The sequence below is a fragment of the Streptomyces tauricus genome, from assembly GCF_014650955.1.
GTDB lineage: Bacteria > Actinomycetota > Actinomycetes > Streptomycetales > Streptomycetaceae > Streptomyces > Streptomyces tauricus.
Map to the genome: position 1 here is coordinate 741,456 of NZ_BMVY01000001.1, position 19,150 is coordinate 760,605.

Sequence of the window (19,150 nt, forward strand, 5' to 3'; positions counted from 1 at the left end):
GGGTTCTGCGGACAGAGGGTCAGGTCGGTACGGCGGTACGGCGGTACGGCGGTACGGCGGTACGGCGGGCTTCGGCGTCGTGGTCAGCGCTCGGCCATGGCCGCCAGGTAGACGAGGGCCTCGGCACTGCGGCTCCCCGGGGCAGGGGTGCCGACCAGCAGACGCTGTCCCGGAGCGGCCGGGTGGCCCCGGACGCGGTAGGTGAGCGCGACGCGCCCGGCCTCGGGATGGACGACGGTCCCGTACGCGCGCTCCAGGACGGCTGCCGACCCGTCCCGCCACGCTGTTGCGAAGTCGGCCACCCCGGCGGACAGGTCGGCGACGAGGCCCGCGATCGCGATGTCTCCCGGCAGCCGGGCGGCGTTGAGGCGTAGCGCGTACAGGGAGGCGGTCACGGCGAGCGGCCACTCGGTGTAGTAGCTCTTGGCCTGCGGGTGGGTGAACAGGGCGCGGATCAAATTCAGTTGTCCACCGGCGCTGCCACTGGCACCGGCATCGACACCGGCCGATCCACCGACACCGGCCGGTCCGCCGACTCCGCCGCCTCCTCCGACTCCGCCGAGTGGTGACAGCAGCGCCCGCGCTTCCGCGTTGGCCGCCAGGACGTCGAAGGACGGGCTCAGCGCGTAGGCCGCCGACGGGTTCGCCGTCTCCAGCAGGCGCAGCAGCTCGGGGTGCGCGTGCCCGCGGGTGTCGTCGGAACACAGGCGCGGATCGAGTCCGGCGAGCAGGAACAGACGGTTTCGCGTGTCCGGGTCGAGCCGGAGGGCTTTGGCCAGTGCCTCGGCTGTGCGGGGCGAGGGGTGTCGCTCCCGGCCCTGCTCCAGCCGGCTGTAGTAGTCGACGCTGACCTGCGACAGGACGGAGACCTCCTCCCTGCGCAGTCCTGCGACCCGTCGGTGACGACCGCCGGGACCCAGGCCCAGGCCGACGTCCGCGGGAGTCAGCTGCGACCGGCAGGCCCGTAGGAACTCTCCCAGGGGGTTGGCCGGTGACACCTCCGGCCGGTCTCAGGCGTCCCGCGGGGCCTTGAGGTGGTAGCGGGTGTCACCGGTGAAGTCGATCGTGACCTCCCGCCGCGCGAAGGACCACGTGCCGTCGCGCCGCTCGAAGCGGTCGCGGTAGCGGCCTCCTGCCACCATCTGCAGCGGCAGCCGGCCGGGCACCGACTGGAGGATGTTGTAGTACGAGCGTGCCTCGGCGCTGTCGTCGTCCTCGTCGACCTCGATCAGGATGTTCGTCGTGATGTGCCGGGTGCGCAGGGTCCCGTCGTCGTGCACGACGAGCATCGAGCTGATCAGTTCCTCGATGGCCCTGCCGCCACGGAGACTCACCTCTCCGCTCACGAAGTCGGCGTTCTCGAAGAGGGCGCCGAACCGCGCGAAGTCGCCCTCGTCGACGAGGTGGGAGTACCGGGCGATGAGGTTCTCGATCTGTCGGGCGCTCGACATCGAGACGGTGGGAGACGGCATGGCAGCGGCCTTTCAACAGGGGTTTCGTTCGCCTCCGTAGGGCGGACACCGTCAGCCTGCTCGCGCGGGACCCTGCCAGGAAGGACGTGTCCGCCTAGGAGTCCCACACCCAGGCAGCGCGCCCGGCCGCCTCCGGTCCGCCCGCTCGGCACCGCCACTCGTCACCCGTCACCCGTCACCGCCGCCCGTCAGGAAGCGCCCCCGCGTTCGGCCGGTGCCAGAAGGGATGCGATCGCCGCGGCACTCGCGCTGCCGGGTTCGGGCACGCCCACCAGGAGCTGCTGCCCGGGAACGTCATGGACGTCGAAGGTCTGGTACGTCAGCTCGATGCGGCCGGCGCCGGGCAGCACGAAGACCTTGTACGCGCGGGCCAGGTTCTCCACCTCGTTCTCCTGCCACAGGCGCCGGAAGTCAGGTGCCGTCCGCGACAGCTCGGACACCAGGCCGCCGATGGCGGGGTCGTCGGGGAAGCGGCCGGCGTGCAGCCGCAGCGCGTGCACCGTGGCGCGCGCCACGACGTCCCAGTCGACGAAGACCTCTCGGGCCCGTGGGTGCTGGAACAGCACCCGGACCATGTTCGACGTGCCCTCGAAGGGTGCGAGGAGCGCGGTGGCGACGGCGTTCTTCGCGAGTACGTCGAAGGCGGGGCTCAGGACGTAGGCGGCGGCCCCGGGGAAGGCGTCCAGGAGGTGCAGCAGCGAGGGGTGGACCAGGTCGCGGCCCGCGGCCGAGGTGAGCGCGGGGTGCAGGCCCGCCAGCCGGAAGAGGTGGGTCCGCGCGTCCGGGGTCAGCCGCATCGCCCGGCCGACCGCGTCGACCACCTGGGGTGAGGGGTTGCGCTCGCGCCCCTGCTCCAGGCGCGCGTAGTAGTCGGCGCTCACACCGGCCAGTACGGCCACCTCTTCGCGTCGCAGGCCCTCGACCCTGCGGCTGCCGCCACCGGCGGGCAGCCCGACGTCGGCCGGTTCGGTGCGGGCGCGGTTCGCTCGCAGGAATGCGCCGAGTTCGTTCTGTGGCTGCTGCATCTACCGGCCTACTCGCTGGGGCGAACAACTGTCGTGTCCCATGCAGTCTCGTCGAGATCAGCACCACTGGTCGAACCGAAGGTTCTCGTACCGGCGGAACGACCCATGGCCCCACCTCGCCGTCGGCGGCGGGGTGGGGCCATGGACAAAGAGCCTCGGTGGGAGGACGAAAGTGCCGCCGGGGTCTCAGGAGCCGGTCGTGGCCCCGGCCCTGTCCTTGTCCGGATCGGCCGGTTCCACCGAACCCTCCTTGGCGAGTGCCTTGTTGCGGCGTACGGAGGACAGGAAGGACCAGCCGATCAGGACGACGCCGACGAGACCGGTGATCACCTCGTTGATCTCGTACTGGATGGTGACGAGGAGGATGACGGAGAGAGCTCCGATCGCGTAGTGGGCGCCGTGCTCCAGGTACACGTAGTCGTCGAGGGTGCCCTGGCGGACCAGGTAGACGGTCAGCGAACGGACGTACATCGCGCCGGTGCCGAGGCCCAGTGCCATCAGGACGATGTCGTTGGTGATGGCGAAGGCGCCGATGACACCGTCGAAGGAGAACGACGCGTCGAGGACTTCGAGGTACAGGAACATGAAGAACGCGGCCTTGCCCGCGAGGGCGACCGCTGAGCGGGGCCCGCCGCCGCGTTCGGCCTCGCCCTGCGCCTCCTTCTCGCGTTCCTCGTCCTCTTCGATCCGGTTCTCGAAGTGGCTCGAGAGACCGCCCACGATCATGTACGTGACCAGGCCCGCGATACCGGAGAGCAGGACCGTCTCCGCCTTGTCGGCGTGCACTCCGCCGTGCTGGTGGGCATGGGCCGCGAAGGTCAGGGAGGCGATCAGCAGCACGATCAGGGCGATGCAGACCGACAGCATGTCGACCTTGCCGAGCTTGGCGAGCGGCCGCTCCAGCCAGCCGAGCCACTTGATGTCCCGGTCCTCGAAGATGAAGTCCAGGAAGATCATCAGCAGGAAGATGCCACCGAAGGCGGCGATCGACGGGTGGGCGTCGGTGACGAGTTGCTGGTAGCGGTCCTTGTCCGTGAGGGCGAGGTCGACGGCCTCGATCGGGCCCATGGAGGCGCTGACCGCCACGATGACGACGGGGAAGACCAGCCGCATACCGAAGACGGCGATGAGGACGCCGATGGTGAGGAAGATCTTCTGCCAGAAGGCGCTCATCTTCTTCAGGATTCCGGCGTTGACGACCGCGTTGTCGAACGACAGGGAGATTTCGAGGATGGCGAGGATCGCCACGACGCCGAAGCCGGTCCACCCTCCGTAGAAGACCGCTGCGACCAGGGCGAGCGCGGTGACCGCGAACGACCAGCCGAAGGTTTTCAAAAGCACTGGTTACCCCATCGTGTGGTGGGGGGCCGTGGGCCCCGTTGCGCTGTTGTGTGGTGGGTGGTGTCCGCGTGGTGCGTGGGACGTGACGGGCACGTCGATGGTACCCACGGAGTCCTTGCTGCTCTCGCGGCGATCCACGGAGGCTCTTGCGGTGATTCACAGGGGTTTCCGTGGTGATTCACGCCAGGGCCGGATCACAGCCGCATCAGAACCGGTTCACGGCCGCATCAGAACCGGTTCACGGCTGGCCCAGGACCTGTTCAGGACCCGGGCTCAGTCGGCCACCACCCTCTCGGGGTCGTCCGCCGGGGTGCCGACACGCAGCCACCGATATCCGTACGCGGGCAGCTCGACCCGGAACAGGCCGTCGTCGGGCACCGTGAGACCGGCGTGCCGCTCGTCGAGCAGATCCGTCAGCCTCCCGCCGGGCCCGGCCTCGGACAGCCGCAGCCGTACGGTGACGGGCTCGCCCGCGAAGTTGTGCACCGCCAGGACCGTTCCGTCACCGGCGCGGCCCGCGTGCGCGAGGACCGCCTTCTCTCCCGTCTCCACCACGCGGTAGTCGCCCCAGGCCAGCTCGGGAGCCTCCCGGTAGCGCTCGGCGAACAGCCGTATACGGCTCAGCAGCGAGCCCGGATCACGGCTCTGCTCGTACACGTTGACCTTCTGGCAGCCGAACGCGCCCTCCACCAGCGGGTTGGGGAACGCGTCAGGGCCGGCGGTGGAGAAACCCGCCCCCGCCTCCGGAGTCCACTGCATGGGTGTGCGTACGGCCTGGCGTCCCTCGGCCGCCAGGTTCTCCCCCATGCCGATCTCCTCGCCGTAGAAGAGCACGGGGGTGCCGGGCAGGGTGAACAGCAGGCTGTAGGCGAGTTCCACGCGGCGCCGGTCGCCGTCGACCATGGGCGGCAGCCTGCGGCGCAGCCCCCGGTCGTACAGCTGCATGTCCTTCTCGGGGCCGAAGGCCGCGAACACCTCGGCGCGTTCGGCGTCGCTCAGCTTGTCGAGGGTGAGTTCGTCGTGGTTGCGCACGAACGTGGCCCAGTGGGCGTCCCGCGGTGCGGCCGGGCGCTCGCGCAGTGCGGCGGCCAGCGGTCGGGCGTCCCCGCGTGCCATCGACAGGTACATCTGCTGCATCCCGACGAAGTCGAAGCACATGGTCAGCTCGTCGCCGCGGTCCGAGTCGGGGTCGCCGAAGAACCGGGCGAGGCCGTCGTAGGGCAGGTTGACCTCGCCGAGGAGTATCGACTCGCCGTTGCGGCGGCCGAGGAAGGCCCGCAGATCGGCGAGGTACTCGTGCGGGTCGGGCAGCGCTCCGGCGTCGTCCTGTCCGTCGGTCTCCAGCAGGAAGGGCACGGCGTCGACGCGGAAGCCGGACAGTCCGAGCTGTGTCCAGAAGCCCATGATGCGCGCTATCTCGTCGCGGACCTCGGGGTTGGCGACGTTGAGGTCGGGCTGCTGCTTGTAGAAGCGGTGCAGGTAGTACTGGCCGCTGCCCTTGTCGTACTCCCAGAGGCTGTCCTCCGCGTCGGGGAAGACCACGCCCTCGGGGCCGTCCTCGGGCGGCTCGTCCGCCCAGACGTACCAGTCGCGGTGGGCGGAGTCCCGGCCGGAGCGGGCGTCCTTGAACCACGGGTGGTCCTCGGAGGTGTGGTTGACGACGAGGTCGGCGATCACCCGGATGCCGCGGTCCCGGGCGGTGCGGACGAACTCGGTGAAGTCGCCGAGGGTGCCCAGGCGCGGGTCGACGCCGTAGAAGTCCGTGATGTCGTATCCGTCGTCGCGTTCACGGGTCGGATAGAACGGCATCAGCCAGACGCAGGTCACGCCGAGGCGCACCAGGTGGTCGATGCGCTGGGTGAGGCCCGCGAAGTCGCCGATGCCGTCACCGTTCCCGTCCTGGTAGGTCTCGACGTCCAGGCAGTACACGACCGCGTTCTTCCACCACAGGTCGGAGGTTCGGGTCAGACGCATCGGTACTCCTTCGCCGTGGCGGGCAGGGGGCGTGTGACGTCGAGCCGCGGCAGCACCTCGGCCGCGAACGTGTCGATGAACGGGCCCTGCTCACGGCCCACGTGGTGGAGCATCACGGCGTCGAAGCCCAGCTCGGCGTACTCCTGCAGCCAGGCGGTGTGCCGGCCGAGGTCGGACGAGATGTTGACGCTCTCCGCCACCCGCTCGGGGGTGACGTGCTCGCTGACGCTGTCGAACAGCTCGGCCGAGTCCAGGTCCCAACTGGCCGGTGGCCCGTGGACGTTGGTCCGCCACTGGTCGTGCGCCAGCGCGGCGGCCTCCTCCTCGGTGGGGGCCCAGCTCAGGTGCGCCTGGAGGTGCAGCGGGCCGCGTCCGCCCGCGTCGCGGTAGGCGCCGACGATCTCGCGCAGTTGCTCCCTCGGGGCGTTGACCGTGATCAGGCCGTCCGCCCATTCGGCGCACCAAGCGGCGGTGGCCGTGCTGCAGGCGGCTCCGATCAGCGGCGGCACCTCGGGCGGCAGCGTCCATAGCCGGGCCCGGTCCACGGTCACCAGGCCGTCGTGGCTGACCTCCTCCCCCTGGAGGAGTGCGCGGATGATGTCGACGCACTCGCGCAGGCGTGCGTTGCGGACGTCCTTGCGGGGCCAGCGCGCTCCGGTGATGTGCTCGTTCGAGGCCTCCCCGCTGCCGAGTGCCACCCAGAACCTGGCCGGGTACATCGCGGCGAGACTGGAGACGGCCTGGGCGACGATCGCGGGATGGTAGCGCTGGCCCGGCGCGTTCACGACGCCGAACGGCACCTGGTCGGTGGCCTGGAGGGCGGCTCCGAGCCACGACCAGGCGAACCCGGACTCTCCCTGGCGGACGCTCCACGGGGAGAAGTGGTCCGAGCACATGGCGGCGGTGAAGCCCTTGCGTTCCGCGTGCACCACTGCGTCGAGCAGGTCCGCGGGCGGCACCTGTTCGTGCGAGGCATGTATTCCGTAGACGGTCATGCCACGGCGGGTACCCCTCGGACGGCGACTCAGCGAAGTGATGGGCGCACACCGCGAATTGGCGTGCGCCCCACTCGGTACGCCCCAAGGACCACCGGTTCTACGTCACTTTGCCGACGGCGGCCCCTCCGGCACCGGACCTCCACCCTCCGGCACCGGATCCTCCCGGCACCCCCCCTTCGGCACCGGATCTTCCCGGCACCGGTGGGGACGGGCCCGTCATCCGGTCGCGGTGCGCTCCCGGATCTCCTCCGGGGTCAGATACGCGTTCGTGTACTCGAAGTCCCGCAGCGTCGCGGGCGTCCGCGACTGGAACCCCGTGCGGACGAAATCGTCGCCCGCCAGGGAGTTCAGCACCCAGTTCGTCGCCACCCGGGCCTTCGCCACGTTGGTGCGCAGCGCCGCCCAGTGGTAGCCGCGGGCGGCGACCAGCGCGGGCACGCCGCGCAGTTCGATACCGAGCGGCTTGGACACGGCGTCGAGACCACCGAGGTCGACGACGAGTCCGAGGTCCTTGTGGACGTACGGCGTCATCGGCTGGCCGCGCAGCGAGGCGATGACGTTGTCGGCGACGTGCTTTCCCTGGCGCATCGCGTGCTGGGCGGTCGGCGGGCAGACGGCGCCCTCCACGTCCTTCGCCTCGTCCGGTACGGCGGCGGCGTCACCGAGTGCGAAGACGCCGTCGTGGCCGCGCAGGGACATCTCCGAGCTGACCGCGAGGCGGCCCTTGACCGTCTCGGCGCCCAGGGTCGCGATGAGCGGGCTGGCCGCGACTCCGGCGGTCCAGATCAGCGTGTGGGTGGGGATCACCCGGCCGTCGGTGAAGGTGACCTCTTCGGGGCCCGCCTTCTCGATGGACACGCCCAGGGAGACCTCGATGCCCCGCCTGCGCAGGATCTGCAGGGCGCTGTTGCCGAGTTTGTCGCCCAGTTCGGGCATGAGCTTCGGCGCGATGTCGATCAGATGCCACTTGATCAGCTTCGGGTCGAGCCTCGGGTAGCGCTTGACGGCGTTGTGCGTCAGGCGCTGCAGGCACGCGGCGGTCTCCGTACCGGCGTAACCGCCGCCGACCACCACGAACTGGAGCCGGGCCGCCCGCTCGGCCTCGTCGTGGCTGGCGTCGGCGATGTCGAGCTGCGAGATCACGTGGTCGCGGACGTACGCGGCCTCGGCGAGCGTCTTCATCCCGCGGGCGTTGTCGGCGAGGCCCGGGATGTCGAAGGTGCGGGTGACGCTGCCCGGGGCCAGCACGATCTGGTCGTACCGCTCGTTGACGATCTCACCAGTGATCTTGCGGACGACGCAGACCTTGGCCTTGACGTCCACACCGATGGCACCGCCGGGAATGATGCGGGTGCGGTACCTGCGGCTGCGGCGCAGCGACACGGCGATCGACTGTGGAGTGAGCACCCCCGAGGCGACCTGCGGCAGGAGTGGCAGGTAGAGCTGGTAGGAGAACGGTGTCACCAGCGCCAGGTCGGCCTCGTCGGGTCCCAGTTTGCGCTCCAGGCGGCGGACGCACTCCACTCCCGCGAAGCCCGCTCCCACCACCAAGATCTTCGGTCGTACCACGATGTTCATCCCTTTCACCGGCCGCGTACTGTCGGGCTTCCCCCACTCCCCTGTGCCCCCGAGTCTCCTCATCGCACATGGTGATCCCTCAACGAGACGAGCCGACGTACCTCCCTCGACCGGCGAGTCGGCCCCGGAGTCGGCCCGGGCACGGAGGGAGGAGCCGCAGGAATGGGCCGCAGACAGAGGCCTTGGGGACGGCCGTCCGTCAGCGGCCGTGCCCCTTGCGGAGCTGCTTCAGCACGGCGCCGGCCATGGCCGCCTCGCCCTTGGCGTTGGGGTGTGCCGGGGCCGCGGGCGAGGCCGGCTGCAGGGGTTCGATCCAGCGGACCGCGGGCTCCTTGCACATGTCGTGCCCGATCGTGGGCCCGTACGTGTCGACGTATTCGGCGTGGTTCAACTTCGCCACCACACGCATCATCAGGTTCAGGCGCTTACCGGTGTCGCGCAGATAGGGAAAGTCCTTCGCCGCGAACGGTACCGAGGGGTAGCAGCCGCTGCCGTCCTCCGGCAGGAGGTCCGGGTAGCCGACGACGAGCACGCGCGCGTGCGGCGCCCTGGCGTGCACGGCCCGCAGCACGGCGGCGACCTTGGGGGCGGTGTCGAGGATGTTGAGCGTCAGCTGGTCGGCACCGGACGGCGTCCTGAAGTGACGCTGGCACGGGTTGCCCTTGAGGTCCTGCGCACTCAGTTGCGCGCAGGTGGCGATGATCGAGCCGAACCCCATGTCGTTGCCGCCGATCTGGACCGTGACCAGGTCGGTGCCCCGCTGCAGGGCGTTGAGCTGCGGTGGGTTGGTGCCCTGGGCCTTCCACATGTGCTCGGTCGTGGCGCCGCCGCAGCTCACGTCCTTGAACGTGGACACTTTTCGCTCCGCGGCGACGAGTGAGGGGTAGTTGCGGTCGGAGCGCGCGCAGTTCGCGTCCACCTGCTTCGGTATCAGCGGGCCCGAGGTGTAGGAGTCGCCCAGGGCGACGTAGTCCGTGCCTTTGCCGTGACTGCCGCCCTGGCCACCACCGTGCCCGCCGCCGTGCCCACCACCATGCCCGCCGCCGTGTGCCGCGACCGGTGCCGCGGAGGCGACGACGAGGGCGCAGCCGCTGACGGCCGCCGCCACGGCGGTCGCCCGGCGGCGGATCGAGGCCGGCCTGTCGTGCCTGGTGCGACGGTTCATCGGGGTACCCCCTGGGTCCGGGACGGCGCGTGACTGCCCTTGTATACCGGCCAGTTCACTCCGGGGACCAGAGGTGGGAGGGTGCCGTCTGCGGCGCGGTCGTGGCCGAACACGCAGTTCCCGCACCCCTGAAACGGGGCTGCGCCCCTGCTTTTCGCATTCAGGGGCGCGGGGAACCGCGCAACCAGCCACGACGGCTCCGCAGCCGAACACGCACCCGATCGAGCGGCGTGGTCAGACGCCGAACTCCGTGGGCGACAGCCCGAGCGCCGTGCACGCCTCACGAATGATGTACTGCTCGGACGCCTCGAACTGACCGTCGGCGCCCGCGACCACCATGCCGGTCTGGACGACCGCGCGGGCCTCCGCCGGCTTCTTGGCCGCCTTGGCGATGTCCCGCAGCGCCTCGGCCTTGCCCTGCTCGAAGTTGGCCATGAGCCGGTCCACGTGCTGGTTGAAGCGCTGGCGCAGCTGGTCCGCGGGGAAGTTCTGCAGCACCTCGTTCGAGACGATCAGCTCCTCCACGCGCTGCCTCTCCGCCGGGTCCACCCGGCCGTCGGCCGCGGCCACCAGGGCGCACATCGCCATGCTGGCGTCCCGGTAGGAGCCGCTCTTCAGCTCGGCTTTCGCCGACGCGAGCTGGGACTTGAACAGCCCGAGCAGCTGAGCCTTCGAGCCACCGGAGGAGCCCGAGGAACCGGCGGAGGACGAGCCGGGCCCATGGCCACCGTGCTGCCCCTGGCCCGTCCCTCCCCCGCCGCTCCGGGACTGCTGGAGGTTCTTCGCCTGCTCCTTGAGCCGGTCGAACATCGCCACTACTGCCACCTCGGCTTCTGCTGTTACCTGTGCGCGGTTGATACGGGTGCGCGGTTGATACCGGTGCGCGGTCCGTCAGATGAACGGCTGCCGCGCCCGGAGAGGTTCCCGATTGGCAAAGGTAACGTAAAACGATCATGTGCAGGGCCGAGATGGGCGAACCCGCTCTACCCCACGGGCGCCAGCACCGTCGTACGGCCGCCCAGCGCGACGGAGAACTGGTCCGTGACCTGCGCCAGGGCCTCAGCCGCACCCGGGGCGAGGGTCAGAGCGCCGTCGGCCCCGGCCGTGATGTCCTTGTCGAGCGTGAACCAGCCCTGGACGATGTGCGCGGCTCCCATGGAGCTCAGTACCGGGCGCAGCGCGTAGTCGATGGCCAGGACGTGGGCCGTGCTGCCGCCGGTGGCGAGCGGCAGGACCGTCTTGCCGGCCAGCGCGTACTGCGGGAGCAGGTCGAGCAGCGACTTCAGCAGCCCCGAGTAGGCGGCCTTGTAGACGGGGGTGCCGATCACGACTCCGTCCACCCGCTCGAACAGTGCCGTGGCCTCGACGACGGCCGGGTGCCGGAAGTCGGCACCGAGCAGCGCTTCGGCGGGCAGGGTGCGCGCCTCCAGGGAGATGACGTCGTGCCCCTGGTCCCGTAGCCGGTCGTCCAGGTGGCGCAGGAGTCGCGTGGTGCGGGAGGTGGCCGAAGGGCTTCCTGAGACGGACAGAATCGCGGCCATGAGGGACCTTTCGGGACGCGGGATACGGGATACGGGAACGGGATGCGGGGTTCGGACGCGGCGGTGCGGGAGCGCGGGTGAGGGGCGGCGAGTAAGGGGGTGACGGGTGAGGTTTGGCGGGTGCGTCGTGGCGCCCCGCTCACCAGGCGCTGGTCTCCACGGCGATCAGGGGCACCAATTCGTTGCGCAGGGTCTCCAGGAAGGTGACGATCTCGGCCGCCACCGACCGGTGCTGCAGATCGTTCAGCACGTCGTGGTGGCCGCCGCGGACGGTCGACAGACGGGCGCGGGGAAGGGACTTGGCCGTACGGACGATCGCGTCGTGGTCCGCGAGCGGATCGGCGTCGCCGACGAGGAGCAGCGCCGGGATGTCGGCCTCGCTCCCGTAGGCCGCCGCGAGCAGGGCCTCCGGCACCGACTCGCCGAGTGCGCCACGGCGTACCCGGGTGTCGTCCGTGAGCCTGCCCCGGTGGGCGGGGCAGGACGTACGCACGTCGAGTTCGTCGTCCCAGGTACCTGCGGCGTCCACGGCGCCGGTGGTGCGGCCGGGCAGCCCGGCGAGTACGACGGCGTCCGGTCGCAGGCCGGTCACGGTGTCCGCCGCGCCGACGAGCGCGGCGACGGCGAGGGCCCCGGTGTCCGCGCCCACCAGCACGACCGGACGGACGATCCCGTTCTCGGTCCCGCCCCCGGTCCCGTTCCCGCCCGCGGTCCCGTCGCCCGCGGCGGCCAACCGGGCTCCGAAATCGGCCAGTTGGCTGCCCAAGTCGTCGTCGGCGTCGAGGTCCGGGGCGTCGACCACACGGACGCGGTAGGCGTCGGCGGCGAGTCGCCTGCCCAGCCGGGTGTAGGTCTCGCGGGTCTCCCCCCTGCCGGGTACGACGATGACGGTGCCGCGCGTGCGCAGGCCCTCGGGGGCGTGGTGGTCGGTGTATTCGGTCATGTCAGACTCCTGCGAGTGCGGGCTCGGGCTCGGTCGTAGGCTGCCAGCCCAGGGCGGGTGCCACCTCGGTCGCGATGAGTTCGAGGGCGCGGACGGCGGTGTCGTGGTCGAGGACGGCGGGGTTGAACTGGGTGATCAGGTCGGTCGCGAGGGGCAGCACCTTCTCCTGCCGGAGTTCCGCGACGATCTCCTCGGTGGAGCCGTGGAAGCAGTGGAAGCGGCGCAACGCCTCCTCCGTGGTGAGGCCCTCGGGGAAGGCGCCGCTCCCGGCCATGCGCAGGGCCGCCCGGTGCACGTCGTCGCCGATGTGCCGCAGTGCCGTGCGCCGGTCCTTCGCCGGGAACACGAACCGGGACAGCCCGATCCGCGGACGGCGCGGCCGGTCCCAGGCGTCCAGGTAGGCGTCGGCCCAGGGCCGCTGTATCTCGTCGGTGGGTGCGTCGAACCCGTACGCCGCCCGGTTGAGCAGCAGGTTCGAACCGCCGTCGGCGGCGTGCCGCGCCCCGGGTTCACTGAAGACGCCCTGCCAGATCCGGTCGGAGAAGTCCCCGGGCGCGGGCTGGACGCGGAATCCTGGCGTACGCACCTCTTCGCCGGCCAGGGCGGCGCGCAGCACGCTCAGGTTCTCGGTGGTCGACTCGCGTTTGCGGGCGGGGTCCCGGCCGAAGGCGGCGTACTCCAGTTCGCTGTACCCGCTGCCGACGCCGACCTCGACGCGGCCGCCGCTGAGTGTGTCGACCACCGCGACGTCCTCGGCGAGGCGGACCGGGTCCTCCAGCGGCAGGACCGTGATGGCCGTACCGAGGCGGATACGGGTGGTCCTCGCCGCGGCGTGGGCGAGGAACGTCCAGGGTGAGGAGAGGCCGCCGCCGCTGCCCGGGACGTGGTGCTGGGCCACCCAGCCGACGTCGAAGCCGAGTTCGTCGGCGACGACGAAGAGTTCCTGCGCGTCGCGGTAGGTCTGGGCCAGGTCGGTGCCCCGGCCCTGCACGTGTGTGAGGAAGCCGAGTCTGAAGCGCGGTGTCCGGGTGGTCGTTTCAGTGGTCATTGCGGTGGTCGTTTCAGTGGTCACTTCGCTGGTCATGAGGCGCTCGCCTTTCGAAGTCGCCCGATCCACGGCCGAGTCGACGAACGGAGACGGCTCACCGTCCGGCTCCGCCGACCGCGGCGACGAGCCCCGGGGTGTCGGTCCCCCGGCCGCCGTCGGCCCCCAGCACACGGTCGAGGACGGCTTTCGCGCCGCCGGCGGGAAGTCCGTCGCCACGCCAGGCGACGTGCTGGTCGGGGCGTACGAGGACGTTGCCGGTGCCGTAGACCGCGCGTGCCTCGGGGTGGGTCAGGTGGATCACGGCGAAGGGCAGCGCCCGTGCCGCGGCCTCCGCGACGAAGGCCTCCTCGACATCCCGGTCCTCGGTGAGCACGAGCAGGGCCAGTGAGACCCCGACACGGTCGTGGAGTCTGCCGCCGTACGGGTCGACGTATCCGTCGGGGGCCCGGTGACCGGGTCGCGGGTCGTCCTCGTAGACGTCGGCGCGCCAGCGGGGTTCGGAGTCGAGCTGGCCGGGTTCGTACCAGACGGCACTCGACGCGTCGTAGCGCTCGTCGAAGGTGACACCCGGCGCCGGGTCCCGGTCCTTGCTGAGCCGTTCGCCTATCTCCTGTCGGCGCCGCGCGGCCTCCGGGCTGACGTCGGCGTCGTCGGGGATGCCGCCGCGGCGGATCTCGGCGAGTGTCGACTGGGTGCGGCGGGCCCGCTGGAGGGAGTGGTCGGCGATGCGCCAGTTGTGTCTGCGGCGTTCCTCGTCGTAGGAGTCGAGCAGCGTCCGCAGGGCGTGGCCGCCGAGCACCGCGGCCAGTTTCCAGCCGAGGTTGACCACGTCCCCGAAGCCCTCGCCGAGGTTGCCGCCTGGGGTACGGACATGGGCGGCGTCGCCGGCCAGCAGGACCCGGCCGCGGTGGAACGTCTCGGCGATACGGGTGGCGTGGTAGAAGGTCGTCGCCGAGACCAGTTCGAGGTCCAGGTCGAACCCGAACGCGGCACGGCCGATCTCCAGGAGTTCGTCCTCGGTGGGCTCGTGGTCGAGCGGGTACGGGCCCGCGTAGATCCGCCATTCGCGGGTGCTGACCGCCGCCAGGAAGCCGGACGCCTTGGGGTTGACGACGATGTTGCTGCCGCTGGGCGCCGCTCCGACCCGGTCGCTGATGTCGCCGGTCCGGACGATGAGCCGCAGCCGCTTCTCCGTGGCGTGCTCGCCCTCGCGGTCGATGCCTGTCAGCCGGCGGGTGGTGCTGCGTCCGCCGTCGGCGCCCAGTACATAGGCGGCACGGATGACACGGCGCTCGCCACCGGCCACTCCACCGGTCACGCCCCCTGTCACGCCGACGACCTCGGCGTCGATGCCGTCGTCGTCCTCGCGCAGTGCCTGGAGCTCCCACCCGCCCGCGACGCTCACACCCTGTTCCCTCAGCCGGTCGAGGAAGACCTGCTGGAGCACGGTCTGCGGGCGCCGCAGGGCCTCCTCCGACGCGTACGACGGGGTGTGGCGCCCGGAGTTGAACGAGGGGCGCGGCAGCGGGACCAGTTCGTGTCCGGCCAGGGAGGTGACCAGGCGGGTGCCCTGGTTCCACTCCGGCGGATAGGTCCAGGCGTCCCGGATGCGCTGGAGCAGCCCCCAGCGGCGGAAGTGCTCCACCACGCGCGGGGTGTGTCCCATCGCGCCGGCCCGTACCAGTGTGGCGGTGCGGGCGCGGTCCACGACGGCGACCCGGACACCGCGTCCGGCCAGTTCGACCGCGGCGGACAGGCCGACGGGGCCCGCGCCGACGATCAGCACGTCCACCGTGTCGGGCGGGGTGGCGGCCGGGAACCGTACCGTGTGGACGTCACGCCCGCCCGTCACCGAGAGTTCGCCCGTCACCGAGAGTTCGCTCATGTCGCGATCCTCAGTGGTCCGCGAGGCTGGGCTCGCGGGTGTTGCGGTTGGCGGGGACCGGCAGGCCGAGGTTGCCGCGCAGGGTGTCGGCCGCGTACTCGGTGCGGAACAGTCCGCGCTTCTGGAGGATCGGGACCACACCGTCGACGAAGAGTTCCAGGTCGGCGTTGTTGCGGAAGGCGAGGTTGATGCCGTCGAAGGTGCCGGCGTCGAACCACTTCTCGATGGTGTCGGCGACGGTCGTCGGCGCCCCCACGAACGGCGACCGGCGGAACTCGCTGACCGACTCAGCCACTTGACGCAGTGTCAGCTTCTCCGCCTTGGCCCGCTCGATCAGCTTGGCCGCGCCCGTGCGGCCGCCCTTCTCGGCGAGGTGCGCCACGTCCGGGAACGGTGCGTCCAGGTCGTGCGCGCTGAAGTCGTACGCGCCGAAGGAGCGGCCGAGGAGCGCGAGGTTGCCCTTGAAGTCGTTGTCCTCCTCGAAGATCTCCCGCTCACGCCGCTGGGCGGCCCCGTCGGTGGCGGCGACGACCGGACCACCGTGAATGAAGATCTTGATGTGCTCGGGGTCGCGCCCGTAGGAGGCGGTGCGCTTCTTGATGTCGGCGTAGTAGTCCTGCGCCTGCTGCAGTGAGCCGCCGGGGGCGTAGATCCCCTCGGCGACCTGTGCGGCGAGGTCGCGGCCCTCCTCCGAGACACCGGCCTGGAAGATGACCGGCTGGCCCTGCGGTGAGCGGGAGAGGTTGAGCGGTCCTGCGATCTTGAAGTGCTCGCCGTCGTGGTTGAGTTCGTGCAGTTTGGCGGGGTCGAGGAAGACGCCCCGCTCGACGTCGGCGGGGAACGCGTCGTCCTCGTAGGAGTCCCACAGCCCGCGGGCGACCTGGACGAACTCCAGGGCCCGGCCGTAGCGGGTGGTGTAGTCGAGGTGCTCGTCGAGCCCGTAGTTGCGTGAGGTGCCGGTGTCGAAGCTGGTCACCACGTTCCAGCCGGCCCGGCCGCCGCTGATGTGGTCGAGGGAGGCGAACCTGCGGGCGAGATTGAAGGGTGAGTTGTAGGTCGAACTCGCCGTGCCGACCAGGCCGATGTGCCGCGTGTGGGTGGCGACCGCCGACAGCAGCGTCAGCGGTTCCAGTCGGTTGAGGTAGTGCGCGGGGTAGGTGGAGTTGATGAACTGGCTGTCGACGATGAACAGGGCGTCGAAGAGGGCGTGTTCGGCCGCCTGGGCCTGCTTGATGTAGTAGTTGATGTCGATGCTGGCGTTCTTCGCGACGCTCGGGTCCTTCCAGAGACCGTGCTGGCCGGGGCCGCCGACGCCGTAGGGATGCAGCGCGAGGTGGATCGTGCGGGGCATGCGGATTCCTCTCGGTGGTGCGGAAGTTGAGGGGTGCGGAAAGCGAGGGTGCAGAAGGTTAAGAGTTCACGGGCCTCGCGGTACCGCTTTTCAGGCGTGCAGCAGCGCGCGCAGGCGGTCGCGCTCGGCCCGGTCGGCCGATGCCGTCCGCAGGGTGGGTGCGGAGCCGACGAGCAGCCGGGTGTACACGTGCCGGGGGGCGGTGATGACCTCACGGGCGGCCCCGACCTCGACGAGTTCGCCCTGGTAGAGCACGGCGATACGGTCGGCGACCCCGGCGACGGATCCCAGGTCGTGCGAGATGAAGACGAGGGCCACACCCGCCGCGCGCAGGTCCTTGAGGATCTGCAGGATCTGGACGCGGTTGGCGGAGTCGAGGGCGCTGACCGGCTCGTCGAGGATGATCAGCTTCGGTTCGGTGACCAGCGCCCGGGCCACCGCGACCCGCTGGCGCTGACCGCCGGACAGCTCCCCCGGCAGCCGGTCGAGCAGTTCCTCGGAGAGCTGGACGCGCGCGAGGAACGTACGGGCCCGGGCGGTCGCTTCCTGTCGCGCGACCCCCTGGATGAGCAGCGGCTCGATCAGCGACTCCTCGACGGTGAGGTCGGGGTCGAGGCTGCGCAACGGGTCCTGGAAGACGTACTGGACGATCCCGCGGCGCCGCAGCCTGCGCCACTGACGGCCGCCGTACGCTCCGACGTCCTCGCCGCCGATGACGATCCGGCCCGCGGAGGCGCGTACCAGGCCCAGGACCGTACGGGCGAAGGTGGACTTGCCCGACCCCGTCTCGCCGATGATGCCGACGGTTTCACCGGGTGCGACGCTCAGCGAGACGTCGTGCAGCGCGCGGCGGCGCTGCCGGCGGGACCCGTAGTGCACGTCGAGGCCGGTGACCTCCAGGACGGCACGCCCGTCCGCCGCCGCGTCGGCGGGCCGCTGTCCCTGCGCGTGTTCGGTGGTCACGATGTCTCCTGCGGCGTGAGCGGGGTGAGCGGCGCGAGGAATTTCTCCAGGCCGTACTGGTCGTGCTCGGCGATGAGCAGCCGGGTGTACTCGTGGCGCGGGTGGTGGAGGACTTCGCTCGTCGTGCCCTGTTCCACCACCTCGCCCTCGCGCATGACGAGGACCTCGTCGCACAACTGGGCGACGACGGCCAGGTCGTGGGAGACGACCACCAGGGCGAGACCGGCCTGTTGGCGCAGTTCGGCGAGGAGGTCGAGGATCTCGGCCTGGACCGTGACGTCCAGCGCGGTCGTCGCCTCGTCGGCGATGAGGATCTGCGGGTCGGCGGCGATCGCGGCGGCGATCAGGACGCGCTGGAGCATGCCTCCGGACAGTTCGTGGGTGTACTGGCCGTAGACCAGCTCCGGATCGCGCAGTTGGACGGCCTGGAGCAGTTCGACGGCCCGGTGGCGTGCTTCGCGCCGCTTGAGCCCCTTCTTGACCCGGATGACCTCGGCGATCTGCGCGCCCACCCGGATGGAGGGGTTGAGGTAGGACGCCGGGTCCTGGAAGACCGCGCTGATCGTGGCGCCGCGCAGGGCTGTCCACTGCTGGGGGGTCAGGGTCGCTATGTCGGTGCCGGCGATCTCGATCGAGCCCGCGGAGACCTCGAAGTGCGGGGGCAGGATGCCCAGCGTGGCACGGCAGGTGAGGGTCTTGCCGCTGCCCGACTCACCGACGATGCCGACCGTTTTCCCCGGGGTGAGTTCGAAGCTCACCCCGTGCACGATCTCGCGGTCGGTGACCTGGTCGCTGATGTGCACACCGCGCACGGCGAGCACGGGTGCGGCTGCCGCTGCCGGGACAGCCGTACGGGGCTCGTCGGCGGTCTCGGTGCCGGGCTCGGTGCCGGGGCTGTCGGGCTCGGTGTCGGGCTCACCGGCACGCTGGGCGGTGCCGGCAGCGGCGTTGTCTGACAGTTCGGACAGCGTCGTCATCACGCACCTCCGGTGGATACGGGGTCGGGCTTGCCGAGGCGATTGGCGCGGGCCTTGCGGGTGTTGACGAAGGCCCGGCCCGCCTCGCCGGAGACATCGCGGATCGCGTCGGCGAGCAGGTTGCCGGCCCAGACGGTGATCATGATGAGCACGGCGGGGGCGAGGGGCGCCCACGGCTGGTAGCTGAGGTAGCCGAGGTCGGAGGCGAGCAGCCCGCCCCAGGTGGGTGCGGGAGGCTGCACGCCGATGCCCAGGAAGGTGAGGCTGGAGACGATGATGAAGCCGACGCCGATGGTCTGGGCGAGGGCGACGGCGATCGGCGGGAGCACCTTGACCCAGACGTGCCGGCGGACGATCCAGCCGGTCGAGGCACCCGCGATCAGCGCGGCCTCCACGTACGGGGAGCGGGCGACGGCCAGGGTGGCGGCGCGGGCCACGCGGTAGAAGAGCGGGGAGACCAACGCGCCCGTGACGAGCATGGCCTGGGTGATGCCGTTGCCGAGGAGCGCGATGACCGCGACCGCGAACAGCAGGAACGGCAGGGCGACCAGCGTGTCGGCCAGGCGCAGGGTGAGCCATTCGAAGGTCCGGCCGAGGTAGACCGACAGGATGCCCGGGATCGCGCCGACGACCAGTGCCATCAGGGCCACTTCGAGGGAGCCGAGCACGCTGACGCGTGAGCCGTCCAGGAGCCGGCTGAAGGTGTCCCGGCCGAGGTAGTCGGTGCCCAGCCAGTGGGATCCCGAGGCCGCGGCGAGGGTGTTGTCGCTGGTGGCCAGGGGGTTCTGCGGAGCGAGCAGCGGGCCGAAGACGGCCAGCAGCGCGATCGCGGCGAGGATGACCACGGCGATCCGGCCGGATGTCAGGGTGAGGACGCGGCGCACCATGG

The 19,150-nt window shown here is 70.8% G+C and carries 17 protein-coding genes; all 17 read right to left on the reverse strand.

Features of this window, described 5'->3' with window-relative positions:
- Positions 1-83: 83 nt before the first annotated feature.
- Positions 84-998 (reverse strand): helix-turn-helix domain-containing protein, encoded by a 915-nt coding sequence (locus IE278_RS03125; protein WP_189768405.1) that lies wholly within the window; start codon positions 996-998, stop codon positions 84-86.
- 12 nt (positions 999-1,010) lie between these two features.
- Positions 1,011-1,472, reverse strand: a complete 462-nt coding sequence (locus tag IE278_RS03130; protein WP_189768407.1) for a nuclear transport factor 2 family protein — start codon at positions 1,470-1,472, stop codon at positions 1,011-1,013.
- A gap of 188 nt (positions 1,473-1,660) precedes the next feature.
- Positions 1,661-2,497 carry a helix-turn-helix transcriptional regulator gene (locus IE278_RS03135; protein WP_189768409.1) on the reverse strand — a complete coding sequence of 279 codons (837 nt, stop codon included), beginning with the start codon at positions 2,495-2,497 and terminating at the stop codon, positions 1,661-1,663.
- A 186-nt stretch (positions 2,498-2,683) separates the two neighbouring features.
- Positions 2,684-3,838, reverse strand: coding sequence for a DUF475 domain-containing protein (locus tag IE278_RS03140; RefSeq protein WP_189768410.1), 1,155 nt, complete (start codon positions 3,836-3,838; stop codon positions 2,684-2,686).
- 273 nt (positions 3,839-4,111) lie between these two features.
- Entirely contained in the window at positions 4,112-5,812 is a 1,701-nt protein-coding gene (locus IE278_RS03145; protein WP_189768412.1) for an alpha-amylase family protein, read from the reverse strand.
- On the reverse strand, positions 5,803-6,807 hold the full coding sequence (locus IE278_RS03150) for a TIGR03885 family FMN-dependent LLM class oxidoreductase (protein ID WP_189768415.1): 1,005 nt from the start codon (positions 6,805-6,807) through the stop codon (positions 5,803-5,805). The genes IE278_RS03145 and IE278_RS03150 overlap by 10 nt, the downstream gene beginning before the upstream one ends.
- Positions 6,808-7,026: 219 nt before the next feature.
- Positions 7,027-8,388 carry an NAD(P)/FAD-dependent oxidoreductase gene (locus tag IE278_RS03155; protein ID WP_189768417.1) on the reverse strand — a complete coding sequence of 454 codons (1,362 nt, stop codon included), beginning with the start codon at positions 8,386-8,388 and terminating at the stop codon, positions 7,027-7,029.
- Between the two features lie 199 nt (positions 8,389-8,587).
- The gene (locus IE278_RS03160; RefSeq protein WP_189768419.1) at positions 8,588-9,553 is read right to left on the reverse strand and encodes an SGNH/GDSL hydrolase family protein; all 966 of its coding nucleotides are present in this window, start codon (positions 9,551-9,553) and stop codon (positions 8,588-8,590) included.
- 234 nt (positions 9,554-9,787) lie between these two features.
- Entirely contained in the window at positions 9,788-10,369 is a 582-nt protein-coding gene (locus IE278_RS03165; protein WP_189769059.1) for a tellurite resistance TerB family protein, read from the reverse strand.
- 167 nt (positions 10,370-10,536) lie between these two features.
- Positions 10,537-11,094, reverse strand: a complete 558-nt coding sequence (gene ssuE, locus IE278_RS03170) for an NADPH-dependent FMN reductase (RefSeq protein ID WP_189768421.1) — start codon at positions 11,092-11,094, stop codon at positions 10,537-10,539.
- Between the two features lie 139 nt (positions 11,095-11,233).
- Positions 11,234-12,037 carry an alpha/beta hydrolase gene (locus tag IE278_RS03175; RefSeq protein WP_189768423.1) on the reverse strand — a complete coding sequence of 268 codons (804 nt, stop codon included), beginning with the start codon at positions 12,035-12,037 and terminating at the stop codon, positions 11,234-11,236.
- A 1-nt stretch (position 12,038) separates the two neighbouring features.
- The gene (locus tag IE278_RS03180) at positions 12,039-13,121 is read right to left on the reverse strand and encodes an LLM class flavin-dependent oxidoreductase (protein ID WP_246569792.1); all 1,083 of its coding nucleotides are present in this window, start codon (positions 13,119-13,121) and stop codon (positions 12,039-12,041) included.
- Positions 13,122-13,179: 58 nt separating this feature from the next.
- Positions 13,180-14,970 (reverse strand): FAD-dependent oxidoreductase, encoded by a 1,791-nt coding sequence (locus IE278_RS03185; protein ID WP_189768427.1) that lies wholly within the window; start codon positions 14,968-14,970, stop codon positions 13,180-13,182.
- Between the two features lie 10 nt (positions 14,971-14,980).
- Positions 14,981-16,321, reverse strand: a complete 1,341-nt coding sequence (locus IE278_RS03190; protein ID WP_189768429.1) for an LLM class flavin-dependent oxidoreductase — start codon at positions 16,319-16,321, stop codon at positions 14,981-14,983.
- A 90-nt stretch (positions 16,322-16,411) separates the two neighbouring features.
- Positions 16,412-17,284: an ABC transporter ATP-binding protein gene (locus IE278_RS03195; RefSeq protein ID WP_189768431.1), complete on the reverse strand. Its 873-nt coding sequence runs from the start codon at positions 17,282-17,284 to the stop codon at positions 16,412-16,414.
- Positions 17,281-18,261, reverse strand: a complete 981-nt coding sequence (locus IE278_RS03200) for an ABC transporter ATP-binding protein (protein WP_189768433.1) — start codon at positions 18,259-18,261, stop codon at positions 17,281-17,283. Before IE278_RS03200 ends, IE278_RS03195 begins: the two co-directional genes overlap by 4 nt.
- The gene (locus IE278_RS03205; RefSeq protein ID WP_189769060.1) at positions 18,261-19,148 is read right to left on the reverse strand and encodes an ABC transporter permease; all 888 of its coding nucleotides are present in this window, start codon (positions 19,146-19,148) and stop codon (positions 18,261-18,263) included. Before IE278_RS03205 ends, IE278_RS03200 begins: the two co-directional genes overlap by 1 nt.
- Positions 19,149-19,150 lie beyond the last annotated feature (2 nt).

Coding starts and splice junctions, on each gene's coding strand:
- IE278_RS03130 (WP_189768407.1), bottom strand. CDS start 1,472: ATGCCGTCTCCCACCGTCTCGATGTCGAGCGCCCGACAGATCGAGAAC.
- IE278_RS03135 (WP_189768409.1), bottom strand. CDS start 2,497: ATGCAGCAGCCACAGAACGAACTCGGCGCATTCCTGCGAGCGAACCGC.
- IE278_RS03145 (WP_189768412.1), bottom strand. CDS start 5,812: ATGCGTCTGACCCGAACCTCCGACCTGTGGTGGAAGAACGCGGTCGTG.
- IE278_RS03150 (WP_189768415.1), bottom strand. CDS start 6,807: ATGACCGTCTACGGAATACATGCCTCGCACGAACAGGTGCCGCCCGCG.
- IE278_RS03155 (WP_189768417.1), bottom strand. CDS start 8,388: ATGAACATCGTGGTACGACCGAAGATCTTGGTGGTGGGAGCGGGCTTC.
- IE278_RS03160 (WP_189768419.1), bottom strand. CDS start 9,553: ATGAACCGTCGCACCAGGCACGACAGGCCGGCCTCGATCCGCCGCCGG.
- ssuE (WP_189768421.1), bottom strand. CDS start 11,094: ATGGCCGCGATTCTGTCCGTCTCAGGAAGCCCTTCGGCCACCTCCCGC.
- IE278_RS03175 (WP_189768423.1), bottom strand. CDS start 12,037: ATGACCGAATACACCGACCACCACGCCCCCGAGGGCCTGCGCACGCGC.
- IE278_RS03180 (WP_246569792.1), bottom strand. CDS start 13,121: ATGACCAGCGAAGTGACCACTGAAACGACCACCGCAATGACCACTGAA.
- IE278_RS03185 (WP_189768427.1), bottom strand. CDS start 14,970: ATGAGCGAACTCTCGGTGACGGGCGAACTCTCGGTGACGGGCGGGCGT.
- IE278_RS03190 (WP_189768429.1), bottom strand. CDS start 16,321: ATGCCCCGCACGATCCACCTCGCGCTGCATCCCTACGGCGTCGGCGGC.
- IE278_RS03200 (WP_189768433.1), bottom strand. CDS start 18,261: ATGACGACGCTGTCCGAACTGTCAGACAACGCCGCTGCCGGCACCGCC.
- IE278_RS03205 (WP_189769060.1), bottom strand. CDS start 19,148: ATGGTGCGCCGCGTCCTCACCCTGACATCCGGCCGGATCGCCGTGGTC.